Raw genomic sequence first — 14,324 nt, 5'->3', positions numbered from 1 at the left:
CTTACGATCGGTCGGGCTCAGATGCACGGTGACGCCTGTACGCATCCCGCAGACTCGCACGACGCCACGCCCCGGGGAATCCCACCTCGGACTCTTATGTCCCGATCATTCCACTAGCGCAGTACGATGCGCAAAAAGACCACTATGAAGCATTTGCCAAAAGCATTGCTGACCTGCTCGACCGTCTGATAAAATTCAATGATATCGACATTCTACCGATCGAGTTTAGGACCAAGGATAGAAACAGTCTGTCTGCAAAAATTGTTCGTCCGGACAAAATTGGAAAGTATAGCAAACTTTCAGATATTACAGACATATCCAGAGTTCGCGTAATCGCATTCTTGGCTGAGGACTGCGAAGAGATATGCAAGATTCTTGAAGATAACTTCTCCATAGACGTGGCCAACTCAATAAATAAAGAAGACGAACTCGACCCTGATAGATTCGGATATCTTTCCCGACACTACGTGCTCGGCCACAATGAAAGCAGAATAAATCTTCCCGAGCTCTGTAAATTCGAAGGCATGCAATCTGAAATTCAAGTTCGCACTGTTCTGCAGCACAGCTGGGCGGCTATAGACTGGAAACTGCGGTACAAGAGCCCAGCAGAGGTACCAGCCGCGCTTCGCAGGCGCCTGTACAGGATCAGCGCTCTCTTGGAGACAGCTGGCTCTGAATTTTCTTCGATAGCGAGAGACGCAGACGACATCAGAGAGTTCTACAAGAGAGAGTTGTCTGCCAACAATTATCACATCCCCATCGATGCTGAACCGATGCTAATATACCTACAAACTAACGCTCGTCTTGAAAAGCTTTTTAAAACAGCCGCTCGCTGCGGGTTGGACGTCGTTAAGATAAATTTTTAGACGCATGGCCGGCTAGCATCTCTGATATATTCTCTACGTGCAGGAGATCACTATCTTATCTCCGATGTAGATGGCTTGATAAAGAAGAACCATGCCAAACATATAGAGAATTTGAAGCTTTTATTTTCTGTTTGGGATCGAAATGGATTGGCGCTGTCCCTCGAGACGATGATCCGAGTTCTATTTGTCATGAACTCCGACGTCGATGTAGCGGAAGAGATGATCGATGCGTCACCTATCAGTATAAATTTGGGAACGGCGCTTCGCGAAATCGTCAATAGAACTGCGGCGACCGCTTCTTGGACTCTACATCACGTTGAAGTTTTTGCTCCTCCTCGCCGGTCCGAACGGGGCCGGGAAGACCCCCTTCCTCCACCGCGTCCTGCGTCAGCGGGCGGAGGCGTCGTAAATCCTCCCCCATCGGGGGAGGTGGCGCGGCGCGGCTTTGCGCCGTGACGGAGGGGGCCAGCCGCGCACACGGTGTCCGTATCGAGCCCCCTCCACCGCTTCGCGGTCCCCCTCCCCCGATGGGGGAGGAATGCGCGCCCCAAATCCTCCCCCGATGGGGGAGGTGGCGCGGCGCGCCTTCGCGCCGTGACGGAGGGGGCCCGACGCGGACACGGCGCCACGGCAGAGCCCGCTTGTGCCTGACTTCATAGACCCGGCGCGCGGTCGGCCCCCTCCACCGCTTCGCGGTTTCCCTCCCCCGATGGGGGAGGAATAACTCCCATACCCATCAACGGATCGTCCGAATCCGCCGTTGAAATCAACGCCCGGCTCTTTTGAGAGCCGTTTTACCCATCACCCCTGAAAACGGCCTCACACTGTTGCCCCTTCAACGGGAGCACAACCATGACCGAGGACGAACACTTCACCCCCACAGGCCTGCGCGCGGCGCCGCCCGACGTCTGGGACGCGGTTCGGGACGACTATCTGGCCGGGATGTCGGGGCCCGACTGTTGCCGGCGGCACGGGGTGACGCTGGCGGCGCTGCGGGCGCGGGCGTCGCGGCATGGATGGCGGCGGGCGGATCAGCCATGGCGGCCGCCGCACACCCTGGATCCGTGGGACGAGGGGATGGAGCTCGAAGACAAGATCGGCGGCGACATGAACATGATCGACTTCGGCGACCTGCCCCATGTCGCCTCGTCGCGGATGGCGCGCGCGATCCTGCGCGGCGACGCGGTCGCGGCCCTGCGCTGGCACCGGGTGCATCAGCTGGTTCAGGAGGACGACGACGACCTGCGTCGCTGGATCGAGACGGAGGACCTGCGCCAGCGCCGGGCCGAATGGGAGGCGGACCGCGACGCCCGGCTCGCGGCCGAGGACGAGGCCGAGGCCGAGGCCCTGGCTCAGGAGGGGCGCGACTCTGTCGACTCTGTCGAGTCTGTTTTCGAGTCGCGCCCGCCCGCCACCGACCTCTGAAACCCGAACTGACTTGACGCAGGGGTCCTCGATCCGCGATCCCCAAGCCAGAGCCCGGAGCCCCATCATGCCCATCGACCGCGTTTCCGTCCTGAAAGCCCTCGAAGCCCAGGGCGTCTGCCCGGTCTTCTACAATCCCGACCCCGAGGTGGCGCTGAACGTGATCCGCGCCTGTGCGCGCGGCGGGGCGCCGGTGATCGAGTTCACCAACCGCGGCGACTTCGCCGTCGACCTGTTCGCCGAGATCGCCAGGGAGCTGGCCCGGACGGATCCGGACATCATCCTGGGCATCGGCTCGGTGCTCGATGCCGGGACGGCGGCGATGTATCTCAATCGCGCGGCGCGGTTCGTGGTCTCGCCGGCGCTCGTGCCCGAGGTGGCGACGGTCTGTAACCGGCGGATGGTGGCCTGGTTCCCCGGCTGCGGCTCGGTGCGCGACATCACCGAGGCCCACGCCCTGGGCTGCGACATCATCAAACTGTTCCCGGGCGCCAGCGTCGGCGGGCCGGACTTCGTCAAGGCGGTGATGGGGCCCATGCCCTGGACGAAGATCATGCCGACCGGCGGCGTCGACCCCGACGCCGCCTCCATCGCCAAATGGTTCGGCGCCGGGATCGTGGCGGCGGGCATGGGCTCCAGGCTCGTCACCGACGCGGCGGTCAAGGCGGGCGACTGGGCCGGGATCGAGACCTCGGTCCGGGCCGCCGTCGACGCGGTGGCGGCGTTCCGGGCGGGAGTGTAATTCTCCCTCCCCCGCAGGGGGAGGGAGAAGGTTGGGCCTAGCTCAGCACCACGATGGCCACGCGCCGGTTCTGGGCGCGGCCCTCGGCGGTGGTGTTGTCGGCGACCGGCGCCTCCTCGCCGTAGGAGATGGTCGCCATCCGGTTCAGGGCGATGCCCTGGCGGCTCAGCGAGCGACGCACGGCCTCGGCCCGGGCGGCGCCCAGCTCGTCGTTATAGGCCTCGGGTCCGGCGGCGTCGGTATGGCCCTGGATCTCCAGGTAGACGTTGACGTTCTCGGCCTTCAGCCGGGTCGCCAGCTCGGTCAGACGGGCCTCGGCCTCGGGCGACAGGGCGTCACGGTCGGACGGGAATTTGACGGAGTCATCCGAGAGGACGACCTCGTACATGAACTTGCCCTCGGCCAGCTGCTGGGCCGCGGTGGCGCGCTGCAGGGCGTCGTTGGCGGTGCCCGCGACCTCGGTCACCCGGGCGTCGGTGGCGTCGACGCGGCTGTCGACCACGGCGACCCCCTCACGCACGAAGCCGCGCGTGGCGACGCAGCCGCTGAGGATCAGGCCGGCGGCGAGGACGACGCCGGTCATCAGCACGGGGCGCAGGTTGGCGCGGGGGAATGCGAGGGTCTGGGACTGGATCAAGGGGATCTCCTGAGGGGCCGGTGCGCCACTTCCGAACGTCGCGCAGTTGTGATCAGGGTGGCGCCGAAAGGCCCAGGCATGACCGGCATGCGGCATGATTCCGGCACCTTGGCCGTAAGGATTGGGGCGAGGGCCGGCCGCGGGGCGGTCACGATCCTGACGCGGGCGGGTGGTCTCTGGGGGCCTGTCCGACGCCCCCGCGTCGCCTCCGCAGGCCTGCCTGTTGCCTCCAAGCCCCGAAAGCCAAACGCGAAAACCTGCCTCGGAAACCGCGGCAACGCGGAGGTCCCGACGGGCCTGGCTGCCTGGGGCAGCAGTCAGCGCGGCGCTCCACATCGGCCTTCTGCTGGCCTTCCTGACCGTCGTCCCGACCCCGAAGATTTTTTCCGTGGAGCCGCCGATCATCGTCTCCTTGACCCCTCCCCCGCCGCCCCTGCCCGTCGCGGAACCCGACCCCCCGCCGGGCCCCGCCGAGCCGTCCCGGGCCGCCGAACCGCCCGCCCCGGCCACCCTCGCCCCGACCCCGCCGAGGCCCCGGCCGCCCGCCGCGCCGCGCCTCCCGCGCCCGGCCCCGCCCGAGGTCGAACCCCTGGCCGTCGCCGCCGCCCCGCCCGGCCCGGCGCCCGCCCCTCCCCCCGCCGGCCTCACCCAGGCCCAGCTCGCCGGAGCGGCCACGGCGGGGTCCGGCTCGGGCGGCGGAGGGTCTGGAGAGGCCGGAGGCGGAGGCGGCTCGGGGACCGGAGCGGGCCGTTGCGACATGATCCAGCGGGTGCAGGACGCCTTGCGCGGCAACCCCGGCGTGGTCGCCGCCGCCGGCCGCGCCCATCACGCCCTGCCCGCCTCCCGGCGCGCCCTGCTGGTCTGGGATGGCGACTGGGTGATGAACCCGGGCGAGGAGGGACGCGGCCTCGCGGGCCTGCGTCAGGCCATCGCCGTCGCCATCGCCTTCGCCCCCGCGGAGTGTCGCCGCCAGTCGATGCGCGGTCTGGTCCTGCTGACCCTCGCCGACGGCCCCGATGCGCCCCGTCTGGCCCTGGGTCAGGGTCAGTGGCGCTGGTCGGACCTCACCGGCGTGCGCTGAGCGGCGCGGTCTCAGGCGCCTGCCAGAACACCGGCAGCACCCCCAAGGCCACGATCGCAATCATCGCCCCAGGGACCCAGTTCGCCCCCGTCACCTCGATCAGCCACTGCGCCAGCCAAGGGGTAAAGCCTCCAAACACAGCCGTCGCCGAGGTCGCCCCGAGCGCCAGCCCCGTCAGACGACCCTCGCCCGTGAACTGCTCCGCCGTCGCCACCGCCCCGACCGCGCTCACCCCGCCCGCGACGCAGGCCAGAACCACCGCGCCCAGCAGCGCCCCGTTCTGTCCGCCCACAGCCATCAGCGAGAACATGGCGGCGGGCATGGCGGCGGCGCACAGGGCCAGGGCGATCAGCACCGGCTTCCTGCCCCAGCGGTCCGACAGAATCCCGGTCAGGGGCGTGATCAGGATGACCACCACCGCCGCGATCGTCGCCAGCCAGAGGGACACCGCCTCCCCCAACCCGCCCGTCGAGGTCAGGAAGACCGGCACATAGGTGATGCCGACATAGTAGGTGATCGACCCCAGGGCCGAGATCGCGAAGGCGCGCGCGATCCCCTTCCGGTGATGCCTCAGGGTGTGCAGCAGGGGACTGGCTGGCACGGTCCCTGCCTTCTGCTGCCGCTCGAAGTCCGGCGATTCCTGCATCGTCGACCGGGCCAGCCAGACGCTCCCGGCCAGCAGCGCCCCGACCACAAACGGGATCCGCCAGCCCCAACTGTCCAGGTCTGCCGGGCTCAGCAGGTGTGCGGTGACCGCGCACACCCCCACCGCCAGCAGCGCCCCGACCTCGCTCGCCGCCGAGGCCGAGGACGCGATCAGCCCGCGCCGGTGACGCGGCGCGCCTTCCAGCAGGTAGGCGACCACCCCCGTATATTCCCCGCCGACCGAGAACCCCATGACGCAGCGGACCAGCAGAAGGGCGACGCCCGCCGCCGGTCCGATCAGGCCGTAGGTCGGCAGGGCGGCCGTGACGATCATCGCCGCCGTCATCAGGGCGACCGACAGCAGCATCGTATGACGCCGCCCGAACCGGTCGCCGATATGGCCGAACACCACCGCGCCGATCGGCCGCATCAGATAGGCCACGGCGAACCCGCCGAGCGTGATCAGCAGCGACGCCTCCCCGCCGCCGAAGAAGACCCGCGAAAGAACGGTGGCCAGATAGAGATAGAGGGTGAAATCATACCACTCGACCACGGTCGAAAAGGCCGCGATGGCCATCGACCGTTTGGTCATGGGCTGGTGGTCGAGATGGTCCGTGTCCGTCATCTGCAGCCCCCGCTGCTCACGAACCACCGTGGCCCGGACTTGCCGGAAATGAAACCGGGCGCGGCCGAGTCCAGCCGCGCCCGGTCATCTCACGCCGACCTCAAGCCAGGTCGAAACGGTCCGCGTTCATCACCTTGGTCCAGGCCGCAACGAAGTCTTCCACCAACTTCCCGGCGCTGTCCGACTGGGCATAGACCTCGGCCAGGGCCCGCAGCTGGGAGTTCGACCCGAACACCAGATCGATCCGGGTCGCCGTCCACTTCGGTTGGCCGGTCGCACGGTCGCGGCCCTCGAACTGGATCTCCTCGTCCGAGGTCGCGGTCCACACCGTGCCCATGTCCAGCAGGTTGACGAAGACGTCGTTGGTCAGCTGTCCGGGGCGGTTGGTGAAGACCCCATGCTGGCCGCCGTCGGTGTTGGCGTTCAGCGCGCGCAACCCGCCCCACAGCACCGTCATCTCGGGCGCCGTCAGGGTCAGCAGCTGCGCCCGGTCGATCATCATCTCCTCGGCCGTCAGGCTGAACTGGCCCCGCTGATAATTGCGGAAGGCGTCGGCCTCCGGCTCCAGCACCGAGAAGGACTCGACGTCGGTCTGGGCCTGGGAGGCGTCGGCGCGGCCGGGGATGAAGGGAACCTCGACATCATGGCCGGCCGCCCGGGCAGCCTGCTGCACCCCGACCGATCCGCCCAGCACGATCAGGTCGGCCAGGGACACCGTCTTGGCGCCTGCGTTGAAGTCGCGCTGGATTCCTTCCAGCACGCCCAGGACCTTCGACAGCTGGGCCGGCTGGTTGACCGGCCAGTTGCGTTGCGGCTCCAGCCGGATGCGAGCGCCGTTGGCGCCGCCCCGCTTGTCCGATCCGCGGAAGGTCGAGGCCGAGGCCCAGGCCGTGGCCACCAGTTCGGTGACGCTGAGGCCCGACGACAGGATCCGGGCCTTCAGCGCCCCGACATCCGTAGCATCGATCAGAGGCCCATCGACTGCCGGGATGGGATCCTGCCACAGCAGTTCCTCCTGCGGCACCAGCGGGCCGAGGTAGCGTTCCTTTGGCCCCATGTCGCGGTGGGTCAGTTTGAACCAGGCGCGGGCGAAGGCCTCGGTCAGCAGGGCCGGGTTGTCGTGGAAACGCCTGGAGATCGGCGCATAGATCGGGTCCTTGATCAGGGCCAGGTCGGTGGTCAGCATCATCGGCTTGACCCGCTTGCCGGCCTCGTGCGCGTCGGGCGCCAGGTCGGCGTCGTCGATGTGCTTCGGCGTCCATTGATAGGCGCCGGCCGGGCTCTTGGTCAGCTCCCAGTCATACTTGAACAGCAGGTCGAAATAGCCGTTGTCCCAGGTCGTCGGGTGGGCCGTCCAGGCGCCCTCGAGGCCTGAGGTGATGGCGTGCTTGCCCTTCCCGCTTTCCCAGCTGTTCTTCCAGCCGAAGCCCTGTTCCAGGATGCCGGCGCCCTCGGGTTCGACCCCGACATGCTTGGCGTCGCCGGCGCCGTGCGCCTTGCCGAAGGTGTGGCCGCCGGCGATCAGCGCGACCGTCTCCTCGTCGTTCATGGCCATGCGGGCGAAGGTCTCGCGGATGTCCCTGGCCGAGGCCAGCGGATCCGGCTTGCCGTTCGGACCTTCCGGATTGACGTAGATCAGTCCCATCTGAACAGCGGCCAGCGGCTTATCCAGCTCGCGCTCGCCCTGGTAGCGGTCGTCGGCCAGCCAGGTGTCCTCGGCGCCCCAGTGGATGTCCTCCGACGGCTCCCACACGTCCTCGCGGCCGAAGCCGAAGCCGAAGGTCTTGAAGCCCATCGTCTCCATACCGACGTCGGCGGACAGGATCATCAAATCGGCCCAGCTGACCCGGTTGCCGTATTTCTGCTTGATTGGCCACAGCAGGCGGCGCGCCTTGTCGAGGTTGCCGTTGTCCGGCCAGGAGTTCAGCGGCGCGAACCGTTGCGTCCCGGACCCCGATCCGCCGCGCCCGTCGCCGGTGCGATAGGTCCCGGCCGAGTGCCAGGCCATGCGCACGAAGAACGGCCCATAGTGGCCATAGTCGGCGGGCCACCAGTCCTGGCTGTCGGTCTGGAGGGCCCGCAGGTCGGCCTTCAGCGCCTCGATGTCCAGCTTCGCCAACTCATCCCGGTATTTGAAGGTCGGCGCGAACGGGCTGGTCAGCGACGAATGCTGGGACAGGATTTTCAGATTCAGCTGGTTCGGCCACCAGTCGCGGTTCGAGCGTCCGCCGAAGCTGGTGTGGAACTGCACGCCATGGCGCAGCGGGCATTTGGTCGTGGGCTCGACGAGGTCGCTTCCGTCCATGGGCATGGTTCTTCTCCGGTCGGGTCCGAGTTGGGGGCCAAGGAGTAACAGAGCTATGTCGAAAACTTAAGTCGATTAAACTGATGGTCAGGATCGATGGAGGTTATGGCACGAAAAAGGGCGGCGGGATCGCTCCCGCCGCCCTCCGCCTTCAAGGATCGAGCGCTTACGCTGCGAGCCGCTGCAGCACGCCCGACAGCGCCGTCATGCGCGCCTTGGTCGCCGCGCTGGCGTCTTCGGGGGCCGTCGCGAGAGCGGTCGCCAGCTCACCCGCAGCGGCCTTGTCGGCCGAGCCCGAGCGCCAGCCGGCAATCACCGCACGCACCCGCGCCTCGACGCCGTCCTCGATCGCATCGGTGCGCGCGAGTTGATCGACGTAGGAGGCCGCGACGTCGGGGCTGTCGACCCACTCGATCTTCGTCTGGGTCTGAGGGTTGATCTCGACGCTCATGATGGCCTCGGCGGCCGCGATCTCGGCCGCCGACAGGTCATCGCTGGGAAGCAGTTTGAGCACATCCAGACCGCGCGCGATCTCGCTGGAGTAGATGCGGCCGTTGAGCCAGTAGGCCGACCACGACCCGCCGACGTACAGCCGTTCGGCGCTCAGCGGACCCCGGTCGAAGAAGGCGATCTCGACCGGCTTCATCGCATCGGTGAAGTCCATGATCGAGATGCCGCCCTGGTACCAGGACTGGACCATCAGGTCGCGGCCGGGGACCGGGATGATGTTGCCGTTGTGGGCCACGCAGTTCTCGGTCGCGCCCTGCGCCGACGGCAGCTTGTGGAAGCTGCGGCCGGTCAGGGTGCGGTCGGCGATCGTGGCGATCATATTGGCGCCCCAGGTGGCCGGGTCCTCGGCCCGGCAACGCGCGCCGATGCCGCCGCCCCACTCGTCGGTGAAGACCACCTTGTCGCCGGCGTTGTTGAAGGTCGCCGAGTGCCAGTAGGCCATGTCGGGATCGAACATGTCTGACGTCCGCGCCGGGTTCTCAGGGTCCGAAATGTCCAGCAGGATGCCGTTGCCGCTGCACGCGCCGCCCGCCAGGCCGATCTCCGGATAGACGGTGATGTCGTGGCACTGGTTGGTCTGGGCCGTGTTCTGGCTGGCGATGCCGGCGCGACCGCCGCGCCACAGGCCCGCGACCCGGCCCGTCGTGCTGTCGGCGAAGATGCGCGGACGGTTCACCAGGGCGGCGTTCTCCGGATGGTCCAGCGGCACCTTGATCACGTCGATCGAGAACAGCGCCGTCTCGGGATTCGTATCCGGCTGGCCGTCCGTGCAGATGTCCAGCTCGCCCGCCTTGCGCACGCTCGATGTGCCCTGGCCGTAGACGTACAGCACGTTGGGATCCGTCGGGTGCGGCAACAGGGTGTGGGTGTGCGAGCCGCGGCAGGTCTGGACGGCCGCGATCTGGCGCGGGGCGTTGAGGTCCGAGATGTCGAAGATGCGAACGCCGCGGAAGCGTTCGGCGCTGACCTCGCCCTCGTTGCCGCCGCCGCTGCAGTCCAGACGGCCGCGGTTTTCCTCGACCGACATGAACAGCAGGTCGCCGTGCACCGACACATCGCCCTGGCCGCCGGGGCAGACCACCGACATCACCAGCCGGGGCGCGCCGTTCGACACGTCATAGGCATTGAAGCCGTTGAAGTTGCCGACGAACAGCCGGCCGTTCGACATCGCCATGTCCGAGTTCGCCATGCCCAGGACGCTGAAGGCGTTGTTGCCCTCGGCCGCGGCTCGCATGGCGGCGCGCTCCTCGTCGGTCTTCGGCGGCGAGAACAGGGTCTCCGATGTGCCGAAGCCCGGCGCGTGCGGCGTGTGGCTTTCCAGCGCCATGCCGAGCGCCGCCTGTCCGGCGTCATCGTATCCGGCCGACAGGCTCGAACGCACGTCGGCGGTAATGACCTGAAGCTCGCCCGGGCCCGACGATTGCTGTGCCGCTGCGGCGGCGGCCCCCAGCAGAACGCCCAGGGCGGCCACGGTGGAAAGCAGTGTCTTGCGCAGGGTCATGGACATCTCTCGGGTCTGGAGTTCGGGGTTCAAAGGTCGGACAGCAGGGACTGCATGCGCAGGATCTCCGCCTGCTGGTCGGCGACGACGGCGGCGGCGAAGTCGGACAGCATCGTATCGTTCGCCGCGTCGGGCCGGGTCATCAGGTCGTCGACCATGTCGAGCGCGCCCTGATGGTGCTGGATCATGCCGGTCAGGAACAGGCGGTCGAACGCGGTCCCCCGCGCTTCGGCCAGGGTCCGCATCTGGCGCGGCGTCAGCATGCCGGCCATCGGTGCGACGTCGTCCGGATCCGGCGCGGCGGCCGCGGGGTTCATGTGGGCCGAGTGATCCATGCCGCCGTGACCGGCGTGCATCCCCGCCATGTCGGTCATGGCCTCGGCCTGCCCCCGCTCGGCCAGCCAGCCGCGCATCAGCGCGATCTCGGCCTCCTGGCTCAGGGCGATGCGGCGGCCCATCAGGCCCACAGTCGGATCGGTCCCGTGCGTCTGCAGCAGTTCGACCATCTCCACCGCCTGGGCGTGGTGGACGATCATATGCTGCATGAAGCGAACGTCGTCCGCAGTGAAGGTCGTGCGCCCCAGGGCCCGCGCCGCCTCGGGCGTGACGATCCGCGAAGCCTGTCCCGGCGCGCCGGGCTGGAAGATCGGCACGGCCGGGGCCGAAACGGACTGGGCCGGCACGGACCGGGCGGAGACCGGAGCTCCCGCCAGAGAGATCACCAGCGCCAGAAGAATGCCAAACTCGCCGCGCACGCTACACCACTCCCGCGCCGCACGTTTCGGCCACAATCCAGACTAGGCGTTGGCCGCGCCAAAGGGCAAGCCGCTTGCCGACATCGTCACGGCCAGCGGTCGCACCCCCCGTCATCCGGCCTCCGACCACCCCTCCCGTTCGATCTCGCGCAGGCGTTCGGCGTCGCGATCCTCCGCCTCCAGCCGCTCCAGCACATAGGCCAGCGCCGCCTCGTCCTGCGGCGACGGCCTGTTCCCGGCCCAGTCATCGGCCCCCGCCGCGCCCAGCCTCGCATAGGCTTCCGCCAGCCCGGCCAGAGCCTTGGCCTCGATCCACAGCCGTGACTTCATCGCCCGCCCGGACGCCAGCGTCGCCAGCCGCGCCAGGGCGATCGCGCTGGTCGCGTCGGGGTCGTCGTCCGGCGGCGGGGCGAACAGGGTGGTCAGGGCCGGCTCGACCGTCTCCCCCCGGGGCCCCAGCTTCGCGTCCCGCGCCTTCGCCGCCAGCGTCACCGACCTGGCGTGCGCCCGCGCCCGTTGGTCGCCGCAGTCCCGCTTGGTCATCTTCGCCGCGCTGACGTGACGATAGACGGAGTTGGGCGCCACCTTCCACTTCGCGCCCAGTTGTTTCGCCGTGGCGCCGTTGGCGTACTCCTCGACGATCAGGGCCCAGGTCTCGTCCGAGAGACGGAAATAGGTCGCGGGGGCTTCGGGTGTCGCTCTGGCCATGCCGACAGTGTGCGGCCGCCGGGAGGGCCTGCGCGGATAAAGGCTCTAAAAAATCCCGGACCTTGATCCGTAAGGCGAAATCGGACGATCCGTTGATGGGTATCGCAATCCTCCCCCGGCAAGAGGCAGCCAAGACGCCGTAGGGGAGCATTCCTTAAGATCAACGGAGAGCACGACAGGGGCGACGGAGCGGCGCTTTCGGCCGCACGCCTAGCCGCGCATAGCTCCAACCTAAAGTAGGAGCCTTCCAAAAACTCCTAACCAAGGTAGGAAGGTCCGAATAGCTGGACGGACCAATGCGCGCCACACTGGAAGAAATTTTAGCGCTCCAGCGCCAGTACTCACCATTGAACTCGTCGGCGATGCAACGTCGCGGGGTTTTGATTAGAGACGTTCTTCCTGCTAAAATTCTTGAGAATTCGGACGCGATCACACGTGCTCTCGGAAGCTATGGAACTGAACTCCGCACTCAAGGCCGGGACGCCACCGGTCGAAAATCACAAGTGCCTTGGGTTCGAATCTTCTCCCAAAGGATGTCGCCCAAGCCGGGAACAGGTTGGTATCTCGTTTATCTCTTCCATGCTGACGCCTCCGGCGTCTCGCTATGTCTGAGCCACGGGTCAACCTCCCCGAAGGACGGCAGCTTTCAAACGCACAGGCCGGAGGACATTGACAGGCTGATGACGTGGGCTCGGGGCATTCTTCAAACCGGATCGATCGCGGTTGGAGATGTCAGATCGGGAGTCTCGTTGGGCAAGCAAAAGCTTGCAGCCGCCTATGAAAAGACCACTGCGCTCTCCAAATTTTATCCCTCAGGTAAAATCCCGGATGAAGCAGTTTTGCAATCGGATCTTGTGGCCCTCTGTTCGCAACTAGGGGCGTTCTATTTCGCGCAGGAAGCCAGCCATTCGGCGATTGAGGCATCGATCTCCGGCCCAACGGACGGAAGTCCCGACTCTACCTATCCAATCGCTGGCATGGACCAACATGGTTTCGCGGAACCCGACCATCTGATCAACACAGAGGATGCGCGGCGGCGGATTGAAGCTCAGATTGTCGTGCGCCAAGGCGGCGCAGCCTTTCGGAAGGAAGCCCTGACACGTTTTGGACGTCGGTGCGCGATATCAGGCTGGTTCGTCGAAGCAGTTTTAGAAGCCGCACACATCGTGCCGCATCTAGGTAGTCATACCGACCGAGCAGACAATGTTCTTCTGCTCCGCTCCGATATTCACACGCTCTTCGACCTGCAACTACTTCGCATCGATCCAGAGAACCTCAGGATACAGCTCGCATTTGAACTGCGGACAGGCCCCTGTGCGGACTTCGCCGGACAGGAAGTTAATCCCGCCGAAGGTGTCACGCTAGAAACTTTTCGAAGTCGACTGCGCCAACGCGATGAGGTTCTGCGGGCTAAGTTGTCCTAACCGCCCCCCGCAACGGCTCAAACCGGACGAGATCATACTTCTCGGCGAACCACGCAACGAACAAATCTGGCGGGTTGTCATCACGCCAGTAACGCTCGACCTCTTCCTCGCTGAGGCCCACGTCCGCCGTGTCGATGCACCAATCGCGCTTCATCACCCGATCGACTTCCGCCACCCATGCGTCGCGTTCACAAACCATGTTGCAGCGCTCCTGTCTGCGTAAAACGGCAAGGCCAATCGAACCTAGACACCACCAACCAGAACTAGGAAAACGCGTTTCGACATCGGAGATTACCACCGCCGGTCGGCGGTCAAGCCTCATCCATCTTCAGTGCGGCGATGAACGCCTACTGCGAGATCTCGACCATACCGAACTGGCGCGAGCGCGTCTTGCCGGCCTTCTGCTCCTCCAGCAGCGGCCCGAGCGCTCAGCCAGGCTGAAGGGTCAACCCCGGCTCGATGGCATTGGGTAGCCCCTACTCCGCCTTCACCAACACCCCGTCCACCGGCTGAACCACCCCGTTGGACACCACCGTTTCCGCCCCGGTCAGACGGGCCGTCGCGCCGTCCGCTGCGGTCACCACGACGACGTCGCCGTCCTTCGAGAAGGTCAGCAGGCCGTCGGACATGGTGCGCATCTGGACGCCGTCAGCGCCGCCGCGCGCCAGCGCGGCCTCGATGTCGGCCCGCGTCAGGGCGCCGGGCACGATGTGGGCGCGCAACAGGGCCGCGCTCTGGGCCTTCATGGCTTCGCCCGCGAGCTCGGACCCCGCGGTTCCGAGCGCGGCGTTGACGGGGGCGAAGACGGTATAGGGCCCCTTGCCTTCCAGCACCTCGGACAGGCCGCCGTTCCTGACGACCCCCTCCAGCGTGTCGAGATCACCCTCGTCGGCGATGGCCGCCGCCAGCGTCTGGTTCGAGGGCGCCGCGACGCCGTCGGGCCCGGCCTTGTCCGCGTCCCGCCCGCACCCCGCGAGGCACAGGACCATCAGGGGCGCGAGCGCCCAGAGTCTTTGATTGCTCATCGGTCCCTCAGGTCAAAAGCTGAATGACGGCCTGCACCAGCTGTGTGGTGGGGTCGACCTGGTACACGGAGCCGT

At 66.6% G+C, this 14,324-nt stretch carries 13 protein-coding genes; 5 read left to right on the top strand and 8 right to left on the bottom strand.

Features of this window, described 5'->3' with window-relative positions; genetic code table 11:
- The first annotated feature begins 35 nt into the window (after positions 1–35).
- From ACP7A5_RS17235 to ACP7A5_RS17225, 3 genes are all read left to right on the top strand, one after another.
- Positions 36–866: a GTP pyrophosphokinase gene (locus tag ACP7A5_RS17235; RefSeq protein WP_426043059.1), complete on the top strand. Its 831-nt coding sequence runs from the start codon at positions 36–38 to the stop codon at positions 864–866.
- Between the two features lie 852 nt (positions 867–1,718).
- Positions 1,719–2,291 (top strand): hypothetical protein, encoded by a 573-nt coding sequence (locus ACP7A5_RS17230; protein WP_426043056.1) that lies wholly within the window; start codon positions 1,719–1,721, stop codon positions 2,289–2,291.
- A gap of 67 nt (positions 2,292–2,358) precedes the next feature.
- Positions 2,359–3,033: a bifunctional 4-hydroxy-2-oxoglutarate aldolase/2-dehydro-3-deoxy-phosphogluconate aldolase gene (locus tag ACP7A5_RS17225; protein ID WP_426043055.1), complete on the top strand. Its 675-nt coding sequence runs from the start codon at positions 2,359–2,361 to the stop codon at positions 3,031–3,033.
- A gap of 37 nt (positions 3,034–3,070) precedes the next feature.
- Here the strand turns inward: ACP7A5_RS17225 and ACP7A5_RS17220 are convergent, their stop codons facing one another.
- A complete protein-coding gene (locus ACP7A5_RS17220; RefSeq protein WP_426043058.1) occupies positions 3,071–3,616 on the bottom strand; it encodes an OmpA family protein in 546 nt (181 codons plus the stop codon).
- Positions 3,617–4,058: 442 nt separating this feature from the next.
- Here ACP7A5_RS17220 and ACP7A5_RS17215 point away from each other — a divergent pair, with 442 nt between their 5' ends.
- Positions 4,059–4,751, top strand: coding sequence for a hypothetical protein (locus tag ACP7A5_RS17215; RefSeq protein WP_426043054.1), 693 nt, complete (start codon positions 4,059–4,061; stop codon positions 4,749–4,751).
- On the opposite strand, the gene ACP7A5_RS17210 is transcribed toward ACP7A5_RS17215, so the two are convergent.
- The 5 genes from ACP7A5_RS17210 to ACP7A5_RS17190 form a co-directional block, all read right to left on the bottom strand.
- The gene (locus tag ACP7A5_RS17210; RefSeq protein ID WP_426043053.1) at positions 4,735–6,021 is read right to left on the bottom strand and encodes an MFS transporter; all 1,287 of its coding nucleotides are present in this window, start codon (positions 6,019–6,021) and stop codon (positions 4,735–4,737) included. The genes ACP7A5_RS17215 and ACP7A5_RS17210 overlap by 17 nt on opposite strands.
- Positions 6,022–6,121: 100 nt before the next feature.
- Positions 6,122–8,326 (bottom strand): catalase/peroxidase HPI, encoded by a 2,205-nt coding sequence (gene katG, locus ACP7A5_RS17205; RefSeq protein WP_426043057.1) that lies wholly within the window; start codon positions 8,324–8,326, stop codon positions 6,122–6,124.
- 166 nt (positions 8,327–8,492) lie between these two features.
- On the bottom strand, positions 8,493–10,337 hold the full coding sequence (locus ACP7A5_RS17200) for an LVIVD repeat-containing protein (protein ID WP_426043052.1): 1,845 nt from the start codon (positions 10,335–10,337) through the stop codon (positions 8,493–8,495).
- 29 nt (positions 10,338–10,366) lie between these two features.
- A complete protein-coding gene (locus tag ACP7A5_RS17195) occupies positions 10,367–11,092 on the bottom strand; it encodes a DUF305 domain-containing protein (RefSeq protein WP_426043051.1) in 726 nt (241 codons plus the stop codon).
- Positions 11,093–11,203: 111 nt separating this feature from the next.
- Complete coding sequence (locus tag ACP7A5_RS17190; RefSeq protein WP_426043050.1) at positions 11,204–11,800, bottom strand: hypothetical protein; 597 nt, start codon at positions 11,798–11,800, stop codon at positions 11,204–11,206.
- A gap of 296 nt (positions 11,801–12,096) precedes the next feature.
- On the opposite strand from ACP7A5_RS17190, the gene ACP7A5_RS17185 reads away from it, so the two are divergent.
- On the top strand, positions 12,097–13,224 hold the full coding sequence (locus tag ACP7A5_RS17185; RefSeq protein WP_426043049.1) for an MrcB family domain-containing protein: 1,128 nt from the start codon (positions 12,097–12,099) through the stop codon (positions 13,222–13,224).
- Here ACP7A5_RS17185 and ACP7A5_RS17180 read toward each other — a convergent pair.
- A complete protein-coding gene (locus tag ACP7A5_RS17180; RefSeq protein WP_426043048.1) occupies positions 13,211–13,423 on the bottom strand; it encodes a hypothetical protein in 213 nt (70 codons plus the stop codon). The two genes, ACP7A5_RS17185 and ACP7A5_RS17180, sit on opposite strands and share 14 nt — an antisense overlap.
- Positions 13,424–13,700: 277 nt before the next feature.
- The gene (locus tag ACP7A5_RS17175) at positions 13,701–14,249 is read right to left on the bottom strand and encodes a fasciclin domain-containing protein (RefSeq protein ID WP_426043047.1); all 549 of its coding nucleotides are present in this window, start codon (positions 14,247–14,249) and stop codon (positions 13,701–13,703) included.
- Positions 14,250–14,324: the final 75 nt, after the last annotated feature.

The sequence above is a fragment of the Brevundimonas sp. TWP2-3-4b1 genome (assembly GCF_049897665.1).
Classification (GTDB): Bacteria; Pseudomonadota; Alphaproteobacteria; order Caulobacterales; family Caulobacteraceae; genus Brevundimonas; species Brevundimonas subvibrioides_B.
This window is presented reverse-complemented; position numbering and strand designations above follow the sequence as displayed.